Source organism: Streptomyces alanosinicus (assembly GCF_014650595.1).
Lineage (GTDB): Bacteria > Actinomycetota > Actinomycetes > Streptomycetales > Streptomycetaceae > Streptomyces > Streptomyces alanosinicus.
On record NZ_BMVG01000001.1, the window covers coordinates 177,027 to 193,437 of the forward strand.

General features: G+C 73.3%; 17 protein-coding genes. 7 read left to right on the plus strand and 10 right to left on the minus strand.

All coding sequences use genetic code 11. The annotated features are described in order from the left end of the window. Positions 1–179: 179 nt before the first annotated feature. Complete coding sequence (locus tag IE277_RS00785; RefSeq protein WP_189947458.1) at positions 180–911, minus strand: VIT1/CCC1 transporter family protein; 732 nt, start codon at positions 909–911, stop codon at positions 180–182. A 259-nt stretch (positions 912–1,170) separates the two neighbouring features. On the opposite strand from IE277_RS00785, the gene IE277_RS00790 reads away from it, so the two are divergent. The 7 genes from IE277_RS00790 to IE277_RS00820 all read left to right on the plus strand — a co-directional run bounded on the left by IE277_RS00790 (position 1,171) and on the right by IE277_RS00820 (position 9,392). Further along, positions 1,171–2,658 carry an ADP-ribosylglycohydrolase family protein gene (locus IE277_RS00790; RefSeq protein ID WP_189947459.1) on the plus strand — a complete coding sequence of 496 codons (1,488 nt, stop codon included), beginning with the start codon at positions 1,171–1,173 and terminating at the stop codon, positions 2,656–2,658. After that, positions 2,655–3,773, plus strand: coding sequence for an ADP-ribosylglycohydrolase family protein (locus IE277_RS00795; protein ID WP_189947461.1), 1,119 nt, complete (start codon positions 2,655–2,657; stop codon positions 3,771–3,773). The genes IE277_RS00790 and IE277_RS00795 overlap by 4 nt, the downstream gene beginning before the upstream one ends. Positions 3,774–3,781: 8 nt before the next feature. Continuing rightward, on the plus strand, positions 3,782–4,993 hold the full coding sequence (locus tag IE277_RS00800) for an ADP-ribosylglycohydrolase family protein (protein WP_189947464.1): 1,212 nt from the start codon (positions 3,782–3,784) through the stop codon (positions 4,991–4,993). Next, the gene (locus tag IE277_RS00805) at positions 4,981–6,351 is read left to right on the plus strand and encodes an ADP-ribosylglycohydrolase family protein (RefSeq protein ID WP_189947466.1); all 1,371 of its coding nucleotides are present in this window, start codon (positions 4,981–4,983) and stop codon (positions 6,349–6,351) included. Before IE277_RS00800 ends, IE277_RS00805 begins: the two co-directional genes overlap by 13 nt. Continuing rightward, positions 6,348–7,241, plus strand: a complete 894-nt coding sequence (gene rbsK, locus IE277_RS00810) for a ribokinase (protein ID WP_189947468.1) — start codon at positions 6,348–6,350, stop codon at positions 7,239–7,241. Before IE277_RS00805 ends, rbsK begins: the two co-directional genes overlap by 4 nt. 79 nt (positions 7,242–7,320) lie before the next feature. Continuing rightward, positions 7,321–8,520 carry a CaiB/BaiF CoA transferase family protein gene (locus IE277_RS00815; RefSeq protein WP_189947469.1) on the plus strand — a complete coding sequence of 400 codons (1,200 nt, stop codon included), beginning with the start codon at positions 7,321–7,323 and terminating at the stop codon, positions 8,518–8,520. After that, a complete protein-coding gene (locus IE277_RS00820) occupies positions 8,517–9,392 on the plus strand; it encodes an HpcH/HpaI aldolase/citrate lyase family protein (protein WP_189947471.1) in 876 nt (291 codons plus the stop codon). Before IE277_RS00815 ends, IE277_RS00820 begins: the two co-directional genes overlap by 4 nt. 65 nt (positions 9,393–9,457) lie before the next feature. On the opposite strand, the gene lgt is transcribed toward IE277_RS00820, so the two are convergent. The 9 genes from lgt to IE277_RS00865 form a co-directional block, all read right to left on the minus strand. Then, the gene (gene lgt / locus IE277_RS00825) at positions 9,458–10,408 is read right to left on the minus strand and encodes a prolipoprotein diacylglyceryl transferase (RefSeq protein WP_189947473.1); all 951 of its coding nucleotides are present in this window, start codon (positions 10,406–10,408) and stop codon (positions 9,458–9,460) included. Between the two features lie 103 nt (positions 10,409–10,511). Further along, positions 10,512–11,288, minus strand: a complete 777-nt coding sequence (locus tag IE277_RS00830) for a DsbA family protein (protein WP_189947475.1) — start codon at positions 11,286–11,288, stop codon at positions 10,512–10,514. Positions 11,289–11,395: 107 nt separating this feature from the next. Then, on the minus strand, positions 11,396–12,217 hold the full coding sequence (gene trpA / locus IE277_RS00835) for a tryptophan synthase subunit alpha (protein WP_229880427.1): 822 nt from the start codon (positions 12,215–12,217) through the stop codon (positions 11,396–11,398). Between the two features lie 11 nt (positions 12,218–12,228). Continuing rightward, positions 12,229–13,512: a tryptophan synthase subunit beta gene (trpB, locus tag IE277_RS00840; RefSeq protein WP_189947479.1), complete on the minus strand. Its 1,284-nt coding sequence runs from the start codon at positions 13,510–13,512 to the stop codon at positions 12,229–12,231. Between the two features lie 107 nt (positions 13,513–13,619). Further along, the gene (gene trpM / locus IE277_RS00845; protein ID WP_189947481.1) at positions 13,620–13,787 is read right to left on the minus strand and encodes a tryptophan biosynthesis modulator TrpM; all 168 of its coding nucleotides are present in this window, start codon (positions 13,785–13,787) and stop codon (positions 13,620–13,622) included. 21 nt (positions 13,788–13,808) lie between these two features. Next, positions 13,809–14,618: an indole-3-glycerol phosphate synthase TrpC gene (trpC, locus tag IE277_RS00850; protein WP_189947483.1), complete on the minus strand. Its 810-nt coding sequence runs from the start codon at positions 14,616–14,618 to the stop codon at positions 13,809–13,811. A gap of 146 nt (positions 14,619–14,764) precedes the next feature. Beyond that, a complete protein-coding gene (locus IE277_RS00855; protein ID WP_189949141.1) occupies positions 14,765–15,187 on the minus strand; it encodes a DUF2752 domain-containing protein in 423 nt (140 codons plus the stop codon). A gap of 159 nt (positions 15,188–15,346) precedes the next feature. Beyond that, on the minus strand, positions 15,347–15,607 hold the full coding sequence (locus tag IE277_RS00860; protein ID WP_189947485.1) for an HGxxPAAW family protein: 261 nt from the start codon (positions 15,605–15,607) through the stop codon (positions 15,347–15,349). Between the two features lie 161 nt (positions 15,608–15,768). Beyond that, on the minus strand, positions 15,769–16,407 hold the full coding sequence (locus IE277_RS00865; protein ID WP_189947487.1) for a TIGR02234 family membrane protein: 639 nt from the start codon (positions 16,405–16,407) through the stop codon (positions 15,769–15,771). Positions 16,408–16,411 lie beyond the last annotated feature (4 nt).

Consider the following 16,411-nt stretch of genomic DNA (forward strand, 5'->3'; position numbering starts at 1 on the left):
TCGGTGTCCGGCGGCCCAAGGAGGGGCGGGGGGAGCGTCTTCACTCACCCCGCGGGGGTGCGGCAGGCGTCATTGCTTGCGGCGCTTACGGCTCATGCCCGGTGGTCACGCGGTCGAAACCAGCGAGTAACGAGCGATGGCGGGTACTTATGCATCCTGACGCATAAGTACCGACGTCGCTATCCTACGGCCGTTCCGAACAGGCTGCCCAGGGCGTACGTCACACCGGCCGCGGCACCACCGAGCGCGAGCTGCCTGAGGCCGCTGTACCACCAGCTCCGCGCGGTCACCCTGGCCACGACGGCACCGCAGCCGAAGAGCCCGGCGAGAGCGAGCAGCAGGGCGGGCCACAGCACGGTCGCACCGAGCAGATACGGCAGCACGGGCAGCAGGGCACCGAGGGCGAAGGACCCGAACGACGACACGGCGGCGACCAGCGGCGACGGCAGGTCGCCCGGGTCGATGCCCAGCTCCTCCCGGGCGTGTATCTCCAGCGCCTGCTCGGGATCCTTGGACAGCTGTCGCGCCACCTCGCGGGCCAGGTCGGGCTCCACCCCGCGGGCGACGTACAGGGCGGCCAGCTCGTCCTCCTCGTCCTGCGGGTGCCTGCTCAGCTCACGGCGCTCGACATCCAGCTCGGCCTCGACCAGCTCCCGCTGGGAGGCGACGGAGGTGTACTCACCGGCCGCCATGGAGAAGGCGCCGGCGGCGAGGCCCGCGAGACCGGTGATGACGATGGTCTGCTGACCCACGGCCCCGCCGGCCACGCCGGTCATCAGGGCGAGGTTGGAGACCAGACCGTCCATGGCACCGAAGACGGCGGGGCGCAGCCAGCCGCCGTTGACATCGCGGTGCGTGTGATTGTCACGGTGCGCCTCGTGCAGCGCGGCCTGGGTTTCGATGACGGCCATGCGGACCCCTGGATAGCTTAGCCAAAGCTAACTTTGGACTTGTTCTACTTTTCGACACCACAGAAGGTACGCCCCTTCAGCCCTCCTCGCCACCAAGGAAAGGCTGGGCTAACCTGCACTTTTACCTTTATTGCTCATCCGTGCATAGGCTTGCTCAGATGCCAAGCGGGTGATGCGAACCCCGCAGAGGCTGCTCCGGCCGAGCGCCGTGGCACACATCCGCAAAGCGTCTTCGTGGTCCCGCTGAAGGAGGCCGCTCATGACATCGATCGCCTGCACTCCCCCGGTCCCGGCGCCCGCCGACGCCGCCGGACTGCGCGAAAGGGCCCGCGGCGCGCTGCTCGGCCTGGCCGTCGGGGACGCGCTCGGGGCGCCCGCGGAGAACCTCAAGCCGTCCGAGATCCGAGCCCGCTGGGGCCGGATCACGGGGTACGTCACGGACACGCCCTGCGGCACGGACGACACCGAGTACGCGATCTTCTCCGGGCTGCTCCTCGCCCGGCACGGCTCGGCGCTCGCGCCGGCCCATGTGGAGGCGGCCTGGCACGAGTGGATCGCCGACCGCGCCGAGGGCCCCTTCCGGGGCGCGGGCTTCAGCGAGCGCGGCACCCTGGAGAACCTGCGCCGTGGCCTCGCGGCCCCCATCTCGGCCCAGCACCGCCACGCCTGGAGCGACGGCCTGGCGATGCGCGCGGCCCCCTTCGGCGTCTTCGCGGCGGGCCGCCCCGCCGAGGCGGCCCGCCTGGTGGCGGTCGACGGCTCGATCAGCCATGAGGGCGAGGGCATCTACGGCGGTCAGGCGGTCGCGGCGGGCGTGGCGGCGGCGATGACCGGCGCGCCGGTCCCGGTGGTGATCGCCGCGGCCCTCGCGGTCGTCCCGGACGACTCCTGGACGGCGCGCTCGCTGCGCCGCGCGGTGGCCATGGCCCATCGCGGCGAACGCGCGGTCCGCTCCGCGGTCGTCGTCGGCGGCTATCCCTGGACCGACCTGGCCCCCGAGGCGGTCGCCCTCGCCTTCGGCGCGTACGCGGCGGCCGACGGCGACTTCGCGGAGGCGGTCCTGACGGCGGTCAACATGGGGCGCGACGCGGACACCACGGCGGCGGTGGCCGGCGCCCTGGCCGGCGCGACGCGCGGCATCTCCGCGATCCCGCCCCCCTGGGCCGCCGCGATCGGCCCGGCCCGGGGCCGCTGCCTGCCGTCCATGGCCGGCCACCACATCCTGGACGTGGCCGAACTCCTCGTCCCGGGGGAGGGCGGGAAGTGGGGGGCGGGGGTGGTGGATCCGGGCGTGGCGCAGGAGACAGCAGGCGTGGAACGGACGAGCCGAAGGGGGCCCAGAGGGCGAAGCCCCCTGGGCAGAGTGGATCTGACCGGAGCGGATCCGGTCGGCGTGGACCTGGCCGGAGCGGATCTGGCCGACGTAGACCCGGCCCGAGCGGACCCGGCCGGCGCGGATCTGGCCGACGTAGACCCGGCCCGAGCGGACCCGGTCGGCGTAGACGTGGCCGGAGCGGACCTGGTCGGGGTCGACCTTGCCGGCGTAGACCTGGCCAGAGCGGATCTGGTCGGCGTAGACCTGGCCGGAGCGGACCCGGTCGGCGTAGACCCGGCCGGAGCGGACCCGGCCGGCGCGGATCTGGCCGGAGCGGACCCGGTCGGCGCGGATCTGGCCGACGTAGACCCGGCCGGCGTAGACCCGGTCGGGGTCGACCTGGTCGGGGTCGACGGCGAAGGCCGGCCATGACGGCCCGCCGGATCGAGGGACTCCTGCTCGGCCTCGCCGCGGGCGACGCCGCCGGCTGGCCCGCCGCCCGGCACCGCGCCGCCCGTATGCCCGAGTGGACCCGCCGCCTCACCCGCGAGCTGGACACCTTCGCGGAGCAGAACGCCACCACCACCCTCCCCGTACCGATCGCCCTCAACCAACCCCCCGAACCCCTCCGCCTCGGCCCCTCCGACGACGCCGAGTGGGCGGCCTTCGCCGCGGAGGCGGTGCTGCGGGCCGGTGACGACGACGTCCTCGGCGACCTCAGCCGGGAGCGTCGTACCCGTGCCGCCATCGACCTCACCTGGACCGCCGTGGCCGCGGAGGTCGCCGCGGCGGCGGACCGCGCGCCCGAGATCGAGTCCGCCGTGCTCCCCCTGCGCGCCCGTATCTCCGTCCGCGCCGGGCTCGGCAACCTCGCCACCGGCCTGCGCCCGCCCGCCACCGGCCACGACAACCCGCACTACTTCGACGACGCCGCCTGCGTCCGCGCCTGTGTCCTCGCCGTCGCCCACCCCGGTGACCCCGAACGCGCCGCCGCCCTCGCCGAGTTCGACGCCCGCTACACCCAGGACGGCGACGGCGTGCACGGCGCCCGCGCCATGGCCGCGGCGCTCGCGCTGGCCCTCGCCGACGCCGGCCCGGACACCTGCGTGGCCGCCGCGCTCGCCGAACTCCCGGCCGACACGGAGATCGGCCGCAACGCCCGCCACGCGCTCGCCCTCGCCGAGGACAGCGAGTCCGCCTTCGCCCTCGTCCCGCTCCTGGAGCACCAGATCGTCGACCACGTCTACAGCTACGGCATCGCCGCCGCCGAGACCGTCCCGGTCGCCCTGGCCCTCGCCGCCGCGGCCGGGGGCCGGATCGCCGAGGCCGTACCCGCCGCCGTCTGTCTGTCCCGCGTCGCCGACTCCGCCCCCGCGCTCGCGGGCGCGCTCACCGGAGCCCTCGGCGGCGGCGCGACCGTCCCGACGGCCTGGCGGGACGCCTGCCGCACCCTGTCCGGCTGCGCCCTGCCCCGCCTCACCGGCACCGACCTGGTGGAACTCGCCGGACTCCTGGAAGCCGCGCAACCGGCCCGCCCAGGAGGATGATTCGGGGCATGACGTCCACAGAGCCCGAATGCCCCGCACGACCTGAAGAAGAACAAAACGGCGGGACAGTCGCTGACGGACTCGCCGCACGGATCACCGGCGCCCTCGTCGGGGCCGCCGTCGGCGACGCCCTCGGCGGCCCGGTCGAGGGGTACGACCCCGAGCGGATCGCCGAGCGCCACGGCGGCCGCGTCCAGGGCATCGTCGGCCCCTGGCACGGTGCCGCCTGGCGCACCGCGCGCCCCATCGCCCCGTACCACAAGGGCGACGGCCACGTCACCGACGACACCCTGATGACCCACGCGCTGATCCGCGTCTACGCCCGGGTCCGCGACCACCTCGACGCGTACGCGATCGCCGAGCACCTGGTCCCGGACCTGATGACGACCCCGCGCTGGATCCCGGAACTGGAGACCGAGGCGCTGCCGCTGCACCGGCTCTTCCTCGCCGAGAAGTGGCTCGTGGCCCGGCTCGCCTACGGCCACGCCGATCCCCGGGAGGCGGGCGTCGGCAACATCGTCAACTGCGGCGCGGCGATGTACATGGCCCCCGTGGGCCTGGTCAACGCGGCCGATCCGGCCGCCGCCTACGCGGAGGCGCTGGACATCGCCGGTGCGCACCAGTCGTCGTACGGCCGGGAGGCGGCCGGTGTCCTCGCCGCCGCCGTCGCGGCCGCCATGACGCCCGGCGCGAGCCCGGACTCGGTCGTCACCGTCTGTCTGTCCCTGGCGAAGGACGGCACGCGGGAGGCGATCGAGAAGGTCTGCGAGGTGGCCCGCGGCCACTGTGACGTCGAGTCGGCGCTACGGCCCCTGCGTGCGGCGGTGGCCCCGTACGACACTGTCGGCCCGGACTGCCGCGCGCCCTCCCTGGCCGCGCGCCGTCCCTCCCGGCTGCACGCGATCGAGGAACTGCCCATCGCCCTCGGCATGTTGCTGGTCTCCGGCGGCGACTACCGGCATGCCGTCCTCGGCGCGGTCAACTACGGCCGTGACTGCGACTCGATCGCCACGATGGCCGGTGCTCTCGCGGGCGCCCTCGGCTCGCCGGTCCCGCAGGACTGGGCGAGGACGGTGGCGGAGGCCAGCCGGCTGGACCTGTGGGCGCCGGCCCGCACGCTCACCGAGGTCACGCGGGAGATCTACGCGGCGGACGTGCGCCGCCGCCGGGCGCACGAGCGGGCCTTCGCGGCACTCGGAGGCGTCGCATGCTCCGACTGACCTGGGTCCAGCCGGAGGACCTGCTGGGCCACGAACTCCGCCAGGCCCGCCTGGACGGCCGGTCGCCCGCGGCGATCGAGGCACGCTGGCGAGCGGCGGGCGGCCCGGACGCACCGCCCCGCGCGGGGGCGTCACTGCACCGGGCATCCCGCTATCTGCGTCTCCTCGCGGAGGACCTGCTCGACGAACTGGCCGACCTCCCGAGCGCGTTGTCCGAGGACGAGCCGACGGGGCTGGAGCGGATCAAGTCCCTGTGCACGGACTGGCCGGCGTCCGGCCACGGGCGGTGCGCGGCCGCGCCGGCCCCCGCCGCCCTCGAAGCCGCCTGGCTCGGCCGGGCCATCGGCTGTCTTCTCGGCAAGCCCGTCGAGAAGCTCCCCCTCGACGCCGTCCGCGCCCTCGCCCGAGCCGCCGGCAACTGGCCCCTCACCGGCTACTTCACCGCCGTCGGCGTCCCGGGGGACCTCCTTGCCGCGCACCCCTGGAACCGCCGCTCGGCCGCCACCTGCCTCGCCGAGAACATCGACGGCATGCCCGAGGACGACGACCTCGACTACCCCCTGCTGAACCTGCTGCTCCTGCGCCGGCACGGAAAGAGCTTCAGCACCGCCGACGTGGCCCGGCTGTGGCTGGACGAACTCCCGCCCGGCCGCACCTTCACCGCCGAACGCCTCGCCCACCGCAATCTCCTCAGCGGTATCGAGCCCCCGCACACCGCCCGCCACCGCAACCCCTTCCGCGAGTGGATCGGCGCCCTGATCCGCGCCGATGTGCACGGCTGGACCAACCCCGGCGACCCGGCCGCCGCGGCCGAACAGGCGTACCGCGACGCGGTCCTCACCCACACCGCCAACGGCGTCTACGCGGCGATGTTCGCGGCCGCCGTCATCGCCACCGCGGCCTGCGGCAGCCATGACGTCCACGCCTGTCTGCGGGCCGGCCGCCGGGTGGTCCCGCCCCGCTCCCGGCTGGCGCGGGCGATCGACCACGCGGTCCGGCTGGCCGAGTCCCACGAGGACTTCGACGAGGTCGTGGACGAACTGCACGCCGTCTACTCCCCCGCCCACCACTGGGTCCACGCCATCCCCAACACCGCCCTGCTCGCCGCCGCCCTCACCCACGCCGACGGCGACTTCAGCGGCTCCATCTGCGCTGCCGTGTCGGGCGGTTGGGACACGGACTCGGTCGGCGCGACGGCCGGCAGTGTCGCGGGCCTGCTCGCGGGCGCCCCCGCCGCCCTCCCCGAGCGCTGGCGGTCCCCGCTCAAGAACCGGCTCACCACCACCGTCGCCGACTTCGACGGCACCGGCTTCGACACCCTCGCCCAGCTCACCCATCTGGAGGCGACCCGCCCATGACCCACATCGCCGTCCTCGGCAGCACGAACATGGACCTCGTCACCTATGTCGCCAAGGCCCCCCAGCGCGGCGAGACCGTGACGGGACGCGAGTTCCACACGATCCCCGGCGGCAAGGGGTCCAACCAGGCGATCGCGGCGGCCCGCGCCGGAGCCACGGTCTCGATGATCGGCGCGGTCGGCAACGACGCCTTCGGACTGCGGCTGCGCGACACCCTCGAACACTCCGGTGTGGACACGGACTTCCTGCGTACGGTCGAGGGCTCGTCCGGCACCGCGCACATCGTGGTGGACGACGAGGGCGCCAACTCCATCGTCGTCATCCCCGGTGCGAACGGCACCGTCGACCATCTCTCCCCCGGCGACGAGGGCGTGATCGCCACCGCCGACGCCCTGCTGCTCCAGCTGGAGATCCCCCTGGCCGCGGTCGTCGCGGGCGCCCAGGCGGCGCGCCGGCACGGCGTCCGTACGGTCCTCACCCCCGCGCCCGCCCAGCCACTGCCGCCCGAACTCCTCGCCGCGACCGACCTGTTGGTGCCCAACGAGTACGAGGCGGTCACCCTCACCGGCCGCACCGACCCGCGCGAGGCCGCCGCCGCCCTGCTGGAGCTGGTGCCCGAGGTCGTCGTCACCCTGGGCGCGACCGGCAGCCTCTATCTCGCCCGGGGCACCGAGCCGCTCGTGATCCCGGCGCCGCAGGTCACCGCCGTCGACTCCACCGGCGCCGGCGACACCTTCGTCGGCGCGCTCGCCGTGGCCCTCGCCGAGGAGAAGCCGGTACGCGAGGCCCTGTCCTGGGCGGCGGCCGCCGCGGCGATCTCCGTCCAGCGGGCCGGAGCGTCGGCCTCGATGCCGTACCGCCCGGAGATCGACGCCCAGTGCACCGCATGAGACCCACTGCATGAGACCCACGGCATGAGACCCACCGCATGAGGAACCCCCATGAGGAACCGCGCATGAGACACCTCCCATGAGTACGACGACGGCACCGGCCCTCGCCGGTCTGCGGGTGCTGGACCTCGCGACACTCTTCGCGGGCCCGCTGGCCGCCACGCTGCTCGGTGACTTCGGCGCCGAGGTGATCAAGGTCGAGCATCCGCGCAGGCCCGACCCGTCGCGCGGGCACGGCCCGGCCAGGCACGGCGTCGGCCTGTGGTGGAAGGTGCTCGGCCGCAACAAGCGCGCCATCACCCTGGACCTGTCCACGCCCGGCGGCCGTGCCACCCTGCTCCGGCTCGCCGCCGGCGCCGATGTGGTGATCGAGAACTTCCGCCCGGGAACCTTGGAGAAGTGGGATCTGGGCTGGGCGGAACTGGCGGCCGCCAACCCCCGGCTGGTCCTCGCCCGGGTCACGGCCTTCGGCCAGTTCGGCCCGTATGCGCACCGCCCCGGCTTCGGCACGCTCGCCGAGGCCATGAGCGGCTTCGCCGCGCTCACCGGTGAGCCGGACGCGCCGCCCACGCTGCCGCCCTTCGGACTCGCGGACTCGGTCGCGGGCCTCGCGACCGCCTACGCCGTGCTCACCGCGCTGGCCGCCCGGGAGCACACCGGCGCCGGGCAGGTCGTCGACATGGCGATCATCGAACCGATCCTGTCGGTCCTCGGCCCGCACGCCACCTGGTACGACCAGCTCGGTCATGTCCAGGAACGCACCGGCAACCGGTCCGCGAACAACGCCCCGCGCAACACCTACCGCACCGCCGACGGCCGCTGGGTCGCCGTCTCCACCTCCGCGCAGTCGGTCGCGGAGCGGGTGATGCGCCTGGTGGGCCGCCCCGAGCTGATCGAGGAACCGTGGTTCGCCACCGGCGCGGACCGCGCCGTGCACGCCGACGTCCTGGACGAGGCCGTCGCCTCCTGGATCGCCGCCCGCACCCGCGCCGAGGTCCTCGCGGCCTTCGAGAAGGCCGAGGCCGCGGCGGCCCCGGTCCAGGACGTCCGGGACGTCCTGGCGGACCCCCAGTACCAGGCGCTGGACACGATCACCACGGTCGGCGATCCCGAACTGGGGCCGCTGCGTATGCAGAACGTCCTCTTCCGGCTCTCTTCGACCCCCGGTGCGATCCGCTGGGCCGGCCGCCCGCACGGCGCCGACACCGATGCCGTGCTCACCGAACTGGGCCTCGCCCCCGCGGACATCGCCGCGCTGCGCGCCGAGGGCGCCCTGTGAACCGGACCCCGCTCACCCTGCTCTACGTCCCCGGCGACCGCCCACCCGTGGTCGCCAAGGCACTGGAGGCGGGCGCCGATGTGGTGGTGATCGACCTGGAGGACGCGGTCGCCCCGGACCGCAAGGACTACGCCCGCGCGGCCACGGCCGACCTCCTCGCCGACGCCCGGCCGACGGTCCCGGTCCATGGCGCGGTCCATGTCCCGGTCCATGTCCCGGTCCATGTCCCGGTCCGTGTCCCGATCCATGTCCGCGTCAACGCCCTGGACAGCCCCTGGGCCGCCGCGGACCTGGCCGCCCTGGCCGCGCTGCCCGGCCTGGCAGGCCTGCGACTGCCGAAGGTGACCGGTCCGGACGAGATCAGGCGGGTCGCCGGCGCCGCCCGCGTCCCCCTGTACGCCCTGCTGGAGACGGCCCTCGGCATCGAGCACGCCTACGCCATCGCCACCGCCCACCCGAGCCTGCGGGGCATCGCCCTCGGCGAGGCGGATCTCCGGGCCGATCTCGGGGTGCGGGCCGACGCGGGCCTCGACTGGCCGCGCTCCCGGGTGATCGTCGCCGCCCGCGCGGCGGGCCTCGCCCCACCGCCCCAGTCGGTCCATCCCGACATCCGTGACCTGGACGGCCTCGCCGCCTCCTGCGCGCACGGCCGCGCCCTCGGCTTCCTGGGCCGCGCCGCGCTCCACCCCCGGCAGCTGCCGGTGATCGAACGGGCCTATCTGCCCACACCGGCGGAGATCGAACACGCGGAGACGGTCCTGGAGGCAGCGGCCGTCCACGAAGGCGCCCAAGCCCTCCCCGGCGGCCACTTCGTCGACACGGCGGTGGTGGCACTGGCCCGGCGGACCTTGTCACTGGCCCGAAGGACCTGAATCCCCGCATACGACGAGGGCGCCCGGAAGGGATCCGGGCGCCCTCGGGGCCGTACCGTCGGCCGTCAGCTCTTCTTCGTCGCCGACTCGGCCTCGTCCTTCGCCTCCACGGGCTCGGGCTCGGCCTTGTCCTCAGCCTTGGCGCCGGCGTCGTCGGCGGCCTCGGCAACAGCCTCCGTACCGTCGGCCGAACCGTCGGAGACACCCGGCTCCACCACCGGCTCACGTCCGGGCCGCTTCTTCGACGACACCACGATGTACGCCACCGCCAGCAGGAACACGAGGATCGCGGTCCAGTCGTTCAGCCGGAGGCCCAGGATGTGGTGCGCGTCGTCCACGCGCATGTACTCGATCCAGCCGCGGCCCACGCAGTACGCCGCGACGTACAGGGCGAACGCCCGGCCGTGGCCCAGCTTGAAGCGGCGGTCGGCCCAGATGACGAGGAAGCCGACACCGACGCACCACAGCGACTCGTACAGGAAGGTCGGGTGGTAGTACCCCGGCACCCGGCCGCCCTCGGAGGAGGTGATGTGCAGTGCCCAGGGAACATGGGTCTCACGGCCGTACAGCTCCTGGTTGAACCAGTTGCCCCAGCGGCCGATGGCCTGGGCGAAGGCGATACCGGGGGCGACGGCGTCGGCGTACGCCGGCATCGGGATGCCCCGGCGCCGCGCACCGATCCACGCGCCGAGCGCGCCCAGCGCGATCGCGCCCCAGATGCCCAGGCCGCCCTCCCACACCTTGAAGGCGTCCACCCAGTCACGGCCCTTGCTGAAGTACAGCTCATAGTCCGTGATCACGTGGTACAGCCGGCCGCCGACCAGGCCGAACGGCACAGCCCAGACCGCGATGTCGGCGACCGTGCCGGCCCGCCCGCCACGAGCGATCCAGCGTTTGTTGCCGAGCCAGACGGCGACGAACACGCCGATGATGATGCAGAAGGCGTAGCCGCGCAGCGGGATGGGGCCGAGATACAGCACCCCGCGCGACGGGCTGGGAATGTAGGAAAGTTCCATGGCAGGTCCGACGCTACCGTGCCGGGCCGCGGGGACGGCAAGCAGCCCGGCTACGGCTCCATAACGGGGACGTGAGAAAAACAGACGCTCCGGAGGGATTCCCTTACCCTCTGTTGGCGTCCTCCACCATCTGCTTGAGCTTGGCCGGGGTCATGGTCTGGTCCTGGTAGATGTTCTTCCCGCCGAGCAGGACCGTGGGTGTGCCGGTGAAGCCGCCGCTCTGGAAGGCCTTCTGCGACTTGTTCACCCAGCTGTCGTGGGTGCTGTTCTTGACGCACTTCTGGAAGGCGGGGGTGTCCAGCCCGCGGACCTTGCCGGCCAGCTCGGTCAGCTTGGCGTTGTCGGCGAAGGCGTCGTCGGTCTCCTTGGGCTGGTTCGCGTACAGCACGTCGTGGTAGTCGCGGAACTTCGCGGCGTCCTGGGCGCAGGCCACGGCATTGGCCGCACGCAGGGAGCCGGTGCCGCCGAGATTGCCGTCGATCAGGCGGACCAGGTGGTACTCGATTCTGAGCTTGCCGGAGTCCGCCAGTTCATGGAGCGTCGGGCGGTAGGCGACCTCGAAGGCCTGGCAGGCCGGGCAGCGCATGTCCTCCCAGACGGTGAGCGTGGACTTGGCGCCGTCCTTGCCGACCGGGATGGCGAGGCTGTCCTTGCCCTGCGCGCCCGAGGGCGCCACGACCGGGCCCGCTTTCTCGCTGCCTTTGTCCTTGCCGGCATTCGCGGCCAGGACGCCGATCACCGTCGCGAGGCCCAGGACGCAGACGATGCTCGCGCCCACGATCAGAGTGCGCCGTCGCTTGTCCACGGCCTTCTGCTTCTCGCGCTCGACCGCCAGCCGCTCCCGGGCGGTGCGCTTTCCGTCACGGTTCTTCTCGCTCACACCCCCAGAACGAACCGGGGAGGCGCAGCGCGCCTCCCCGGTCTCAGGTCCACTCGTTCGAGTGACCGAATCTTCCGTTGTGCATGACTCCGGGTGATTACCGGCGGTTACGCCTGGCCGCGCACGCCCTTCGCCAGCTCCCCGGCCAGCTCGCGGACCGCCGCGATGCCCGCCGCGTCGTCGGGCGCGTCGAGCATCCGCTTCACGAAGGCCGAGCCGACGATGACACCGTCGGCGAAGCCGGCGACCTCGGCGGCCTGGGCGCTGTTCGAGACGCCGAGTCCGACGCAGACGGGCAGCTCGGTGCCCGTGGCACGGGTGCGCTCGACCAGGTCCTGGGCCTGCGCGCCGACGGATGCACGAGTGCCGGTGACGCCCATCAGCGAGGCCGCGTAGACAAAGCCGCTGCCGGCCGCGGTGATCTCGGCGAGGCGCGCGTCCTTGCTGCTCGGCGCGACCACGAAGACCGTCGCGAGGCCGTGCTTCGCGGCGTGCTCCCGCCACAGCGCGGACTCCTGGACGGGCAGGTCGGGCAGGATGCAGCCCGCGCCGCCCGCCTCGGCCAGCTCGGCGGTGAACCGCTCGACGCCGTAGCGGTCGATGGGGTTCCAGTACGTCATGACCAGGACGGGCTTGCCGGTGGCCTCGTGGGCCTCCTTGACCGTCCGCATCACGTCCACGATCTTGACCCCGCCGCGCAGGGCGATGTCGTCGGCGGTCTGGATGACCGGGCCGTCCAGGACGGGGTCGCTGTGCGGCAGACCCACCTCCACGACGTCCGCCCCGCCGTCGAAGGCGGCCTTGACCGCCTCGATACCGCCGTCCACGGTCGGGAAACCGGCCGGGAGATAGGCGATGAGCGCGGAGCGGCCCTCGGCCTTGGCGGCCGCGAGGGTGTCGCTCAGCAGCTGACCCTTCTTGCTGTTCAACGCGGCCCCGGTCACTTGGCGTCCCCCTCGATCTCGGCGGTGTCGGTGGCGTCGGCGGCGACCTCGGCGTCGGTGTCGTACAGGCCGAAGTAGCGGGCGGCGGTGTCCATGTCCTTGTCGCCGCGGCCGGAGAGGTTGACGACGATCAGGCCGTCCTTGCCCAGCTCCCTGCCGACCTCCAGGGCGCCGGCCAGGGCGTGGGCGCTCTCGATGGCCGGGATGATCCCCTCGGTGCGCGACAGCAGGCGCAGGGCCTGCATCGCCGCGTCATCGGTGACCGCGCGGTACTCACCGCGGCCGGAGTCCTTCAGATAGGAGTGCTCGGGGCCGATGCCCGGGTAGTCCAGACCGGCCGAGATCGAGTACGGCTCGGTGATCTGGCCCTCCTCGTCCTGCAGGACGTACGACCGGGAGCCGTGCAGGATGCCGGGCTCGCCGGCGGTGAGGGTGGCCGCGTGCTCGCCGCTCTCGATGCCGTGGCCCGCGGGCTCGCAGCCGATGAGGCGGACGCCCGCGTCGGGGATGAAGGCGTGGAAGAGGCCGATGGCGTTGGAGCCGCCGCCGACGCAGGCGATCGCGGCGTCGGGCAGCCGGCCGGCCCGCTCCAGGAGCTGGCGGCGGGCCTCGACGCCGATCACGCGGTGGAAGTCGCGCACCATGGCCGGGAACGGGTGCGGCCCGGCGACGGTCCCGAAGAGGTAGTGGGTGTGGTCCACATTGGCCACCCAGTCGCGGAACGCCTCGTTGATGGCGTCCTTCAGGGTGCGGCTGCCGGACTTCACCGAGACGACCTCGGCGCCGAGCATGCGCATGCGGGCCACGTTCAGGGCCTGCCGCTCGGTGTCGACCTCGCCCATGTAGATGGTGCATTCGAGGCCGAACAGCGCGCAGGCGGTGGCGGTGGCGACACCGTGCTGGCCCGCGCCGGTCTCGGCGATGACCCGCGTCTTGCCCATCCGCTTGGTGAGCAGGGCCTGGCCGAGAACGTTGTTGATCTTGTGGGAGCCGGTGTGGTTGAGGTCCTCGCGCTTGAGGAACATACGGACGCCACCCGCTTCCGCGGCGAACCGGGGGACCTCGGTGAGCGCGGACGGCCGGCCGGTGTAGTTGACCAGCAGGTCGTCGAGCTCTCGGGCGAACTCGGGGTCGTGCTTGGCCTTGTCGTACTCGATGGCGACCTCGTCCACGGCGGCGACGAGCGCCTCCGGGATGAACTTGCCGCCGAATGCGCCGAAGTAGCCCTCGGCGGTGGGCACCTGGCCCTCCGGGGCAGGGAAGAAGTACTCGCTGGGCATGCGGAAACCTCACGGTGAGTGCGTGGAAAGACACTGTTCGCCGTGGGGCGAGGGGTTGCCTGTCGGCTGACGGCCGACAGTGGCTGATCGCGCAGCTCCCCGCGCCCCTAAAGGGCGCGCTGCCATCGACGTCCGTTGACCTGGCCGGGCTCATCACCGATGACATAACGCACGCGACGGCCGTGGACGCGCCGTGCCGGGGCACGGCAGCCCCTCGGGCGGCAGCCGCGCGCCAGGCGGGCGTAGCGGTCCACGGTCGTCACGGTCAGAGTCATCGGGGGCAGCCTATCGGGTGATCAGCTTCGGCCGTGCCGCAGTGCGGGGTGCTCGCCCGCCGCCACCAGGTCGGCGACGGCGGTCTTCGGGTCGCGCCCGGTGACCAGGGACTCGCCGACGAGGACGGCGTCGGCGCCCGCGTTGGCGTAGGCGATCAGGTCGTGCGGGCCCCGGACACCGGATTCGGCGACCTTGACGATGTGGTCCGGGATCTCCGGCGCGATCCGCTCGAACGTGCCGCGGTCGACCTCCAGCGTCTTCAGGTTGCGCGCGTTGACGCCGATGACCTTGGCGCCCGCGTCCACGGCCCGCTCGACCTCGTCCTCGTCGTGCACCTCGACGAGCGGGGTCAGACCGATCGACACCGCCCGCTCGATCAGCGACTCCAGGGCCGACTGGTCCAGGGCGGCCACGATCAGCAGCGCGAGGTCGGCGCCGTACGCGCGGGCCTCCCACAGCTGGTACGACGTGACGATGAAGTCCTTGCGCAGCACCGGGATGTCGACCCGGGCCCGCACGGCCTCCAGGTCGGCCAGCGAGCCGCCGAAGCGGCGCTGTTCGGTGAGGACGGAGATGACGGCCGCGCCGCCCGCCTCGTAGTCCGCGGCCAGCCCCGCCGGGTCGGCGATCGCGGCCAGCGCGCCCTTGGAGGGGCTGGAGCGCTTGACCTCGCAGATCACCTTGACGCCGTCGCCCTTGAGCGCGGCCACCCCGTCCTTGGCGGCGGGAGCCTTGGCCGCGCGCTCCTTGAGCTCGTCGAGGCTGACGCGTGCCTGCCGCTCCGCGAGGTCGGCACGGACGCCGTCGATGATCTCGTCGAGCACACTCACGCGAGCGGCCCCCTTTCAGACGGTGTTTCCTTCAGGGTTTCCTTCAGGTTCCGAAAACCTGTGGTCATTGCGATGGTATCCGCAGGAGCACGGAGGTCTCGCATCCGGTGGACACAGGTCCCACTACCTGGACATTCCTCCCATGATCAAGGATGCAACCAGCCTCCCGACGGCAGGTTCCGGACAACCGTGAACAGCAGCACCAGCACGCCGAGCCCCCACAGCGGCACCGGTCCCGGCTGCGTCCGCGGCGGCCGGCCGCGCACCGTGCGGACCACCCATACGGTCCACAGCACCGCGAAGCCCAGGTACCCGGCGACCCCCAGCGCGTTGTCGTGCAGTGCGGTGAGGAGATCGCCGTGGACGAAGGCGTGCGCGCTGCGCAGTCCGCCGCAGCCGGGGCAGTACAGGCCGGTGAGCCGGTACAGCGGGCAGACGGGGTAGTGGCCGGGGTCGTTCGGGTCGACGGCGCCCACGTACGCGAAGGCCCCGGCGGCGGCCGTGAGGAGCCCCGCCGGGACGGCGAGCCGCTGCCACACGGGGGCTGCGGAGACGGCGGGCCCCGGCACGGTGTACGGGGCCGGGCGGCTGTCGGCGTTCACCCCAGCATTGTCTCCTCCGCACCGGCATCACGCGCGCGGGTCGGCCGTCCGGGGCGGAACGCGGTGAGGGGCGGCCCGCACCCATGACGGGTGCCGGGCCGCCCCTCGGGGAAGCGATCGGCGCGCTCAGGCCTCCGCGCCGGCCGGCTCCGGGGTCACGGCGGGCGTACCGGCCACCACGAGGGGCTTCGGCTCGGAGCCGAGGCCCATGGCCTTCATGATGCCGCCGACCACCGCACCGCCGAGAATGAGCACCATGCCGGCCCAGAAGCCGACGGTGTTGGCCATCACCATGAAGGCGCCTGCGACGCAGAAACCGATGAAGGAAATGATGACGCCGGTCCAGGCGGCCGGGGTGTGCCCGTGGCCGTGGCTGCTGCCCGCCATGTCTGTGCTCCTCGTTGCTGTATACGTGTCCAGTAGGCGTCGTACGTGTCGTACGGCTGCGAGCCCGCCCGTCGCTGTCCGAGCCGGACGCTCACCGTCCATTGTCCCGTACGCACGCGTGCGGCGGACGCGGGGGTGGCGTCTGGTTCGCCACACCCGCCTCAGGCTCCGGTCGGGTCCTCGCCCCGGTCCAGGGCCTTCCACATCTCCTCGGGCCGCTCCGGGTCGACCGGGCGGGCCTTGGGACGCGGACGGTCGGCGCCGCGCTCGTAGCGGCCGGACATGGCGGGCCACAGCTTGCCGTAGCGCAGCGCCAGCAGACCGGCCAGCAGGATCAGGGCGCCGCCGACGGCCGCGACGTAGGGCCAGCCGGTGTGACTGAGCGCGGTGACCGTCGCGGACGTGTCGCCGCTGGCCTGGGCGGCCTTCTCGTCGAGCGCGGAGTTGTCGGAGGCGGCCATGAGGGCGGCGGCCATGATGCCGGCGCCGGAGAGCGCGAGCAGTCCGGCGACGACGAACCGGCCGGCCCTGCGGACGGCGAAGACGGCGACGAGCGCGGCGAGGCCCACTATGGCGAGGGCCGCGGGGACGCCCGTGACGTCGCTGCCCTTGACGGTGAGCGGGAACGCGCCGCCGGCCACCGAAGCGGTGCCGTCCGCCCAGCGCTGCCGGGTCGCGAGCAGCGCCACGGCCGCGCCGAGCGCGCCGCACAGCAGGGCCAGGGCGAGGCTCCGGCGGCCGGACCGCGCGGGGGCGGCGGCTTCGGTACGGGGGTGAGGAACAGCAGTCACGTACTCCACTATC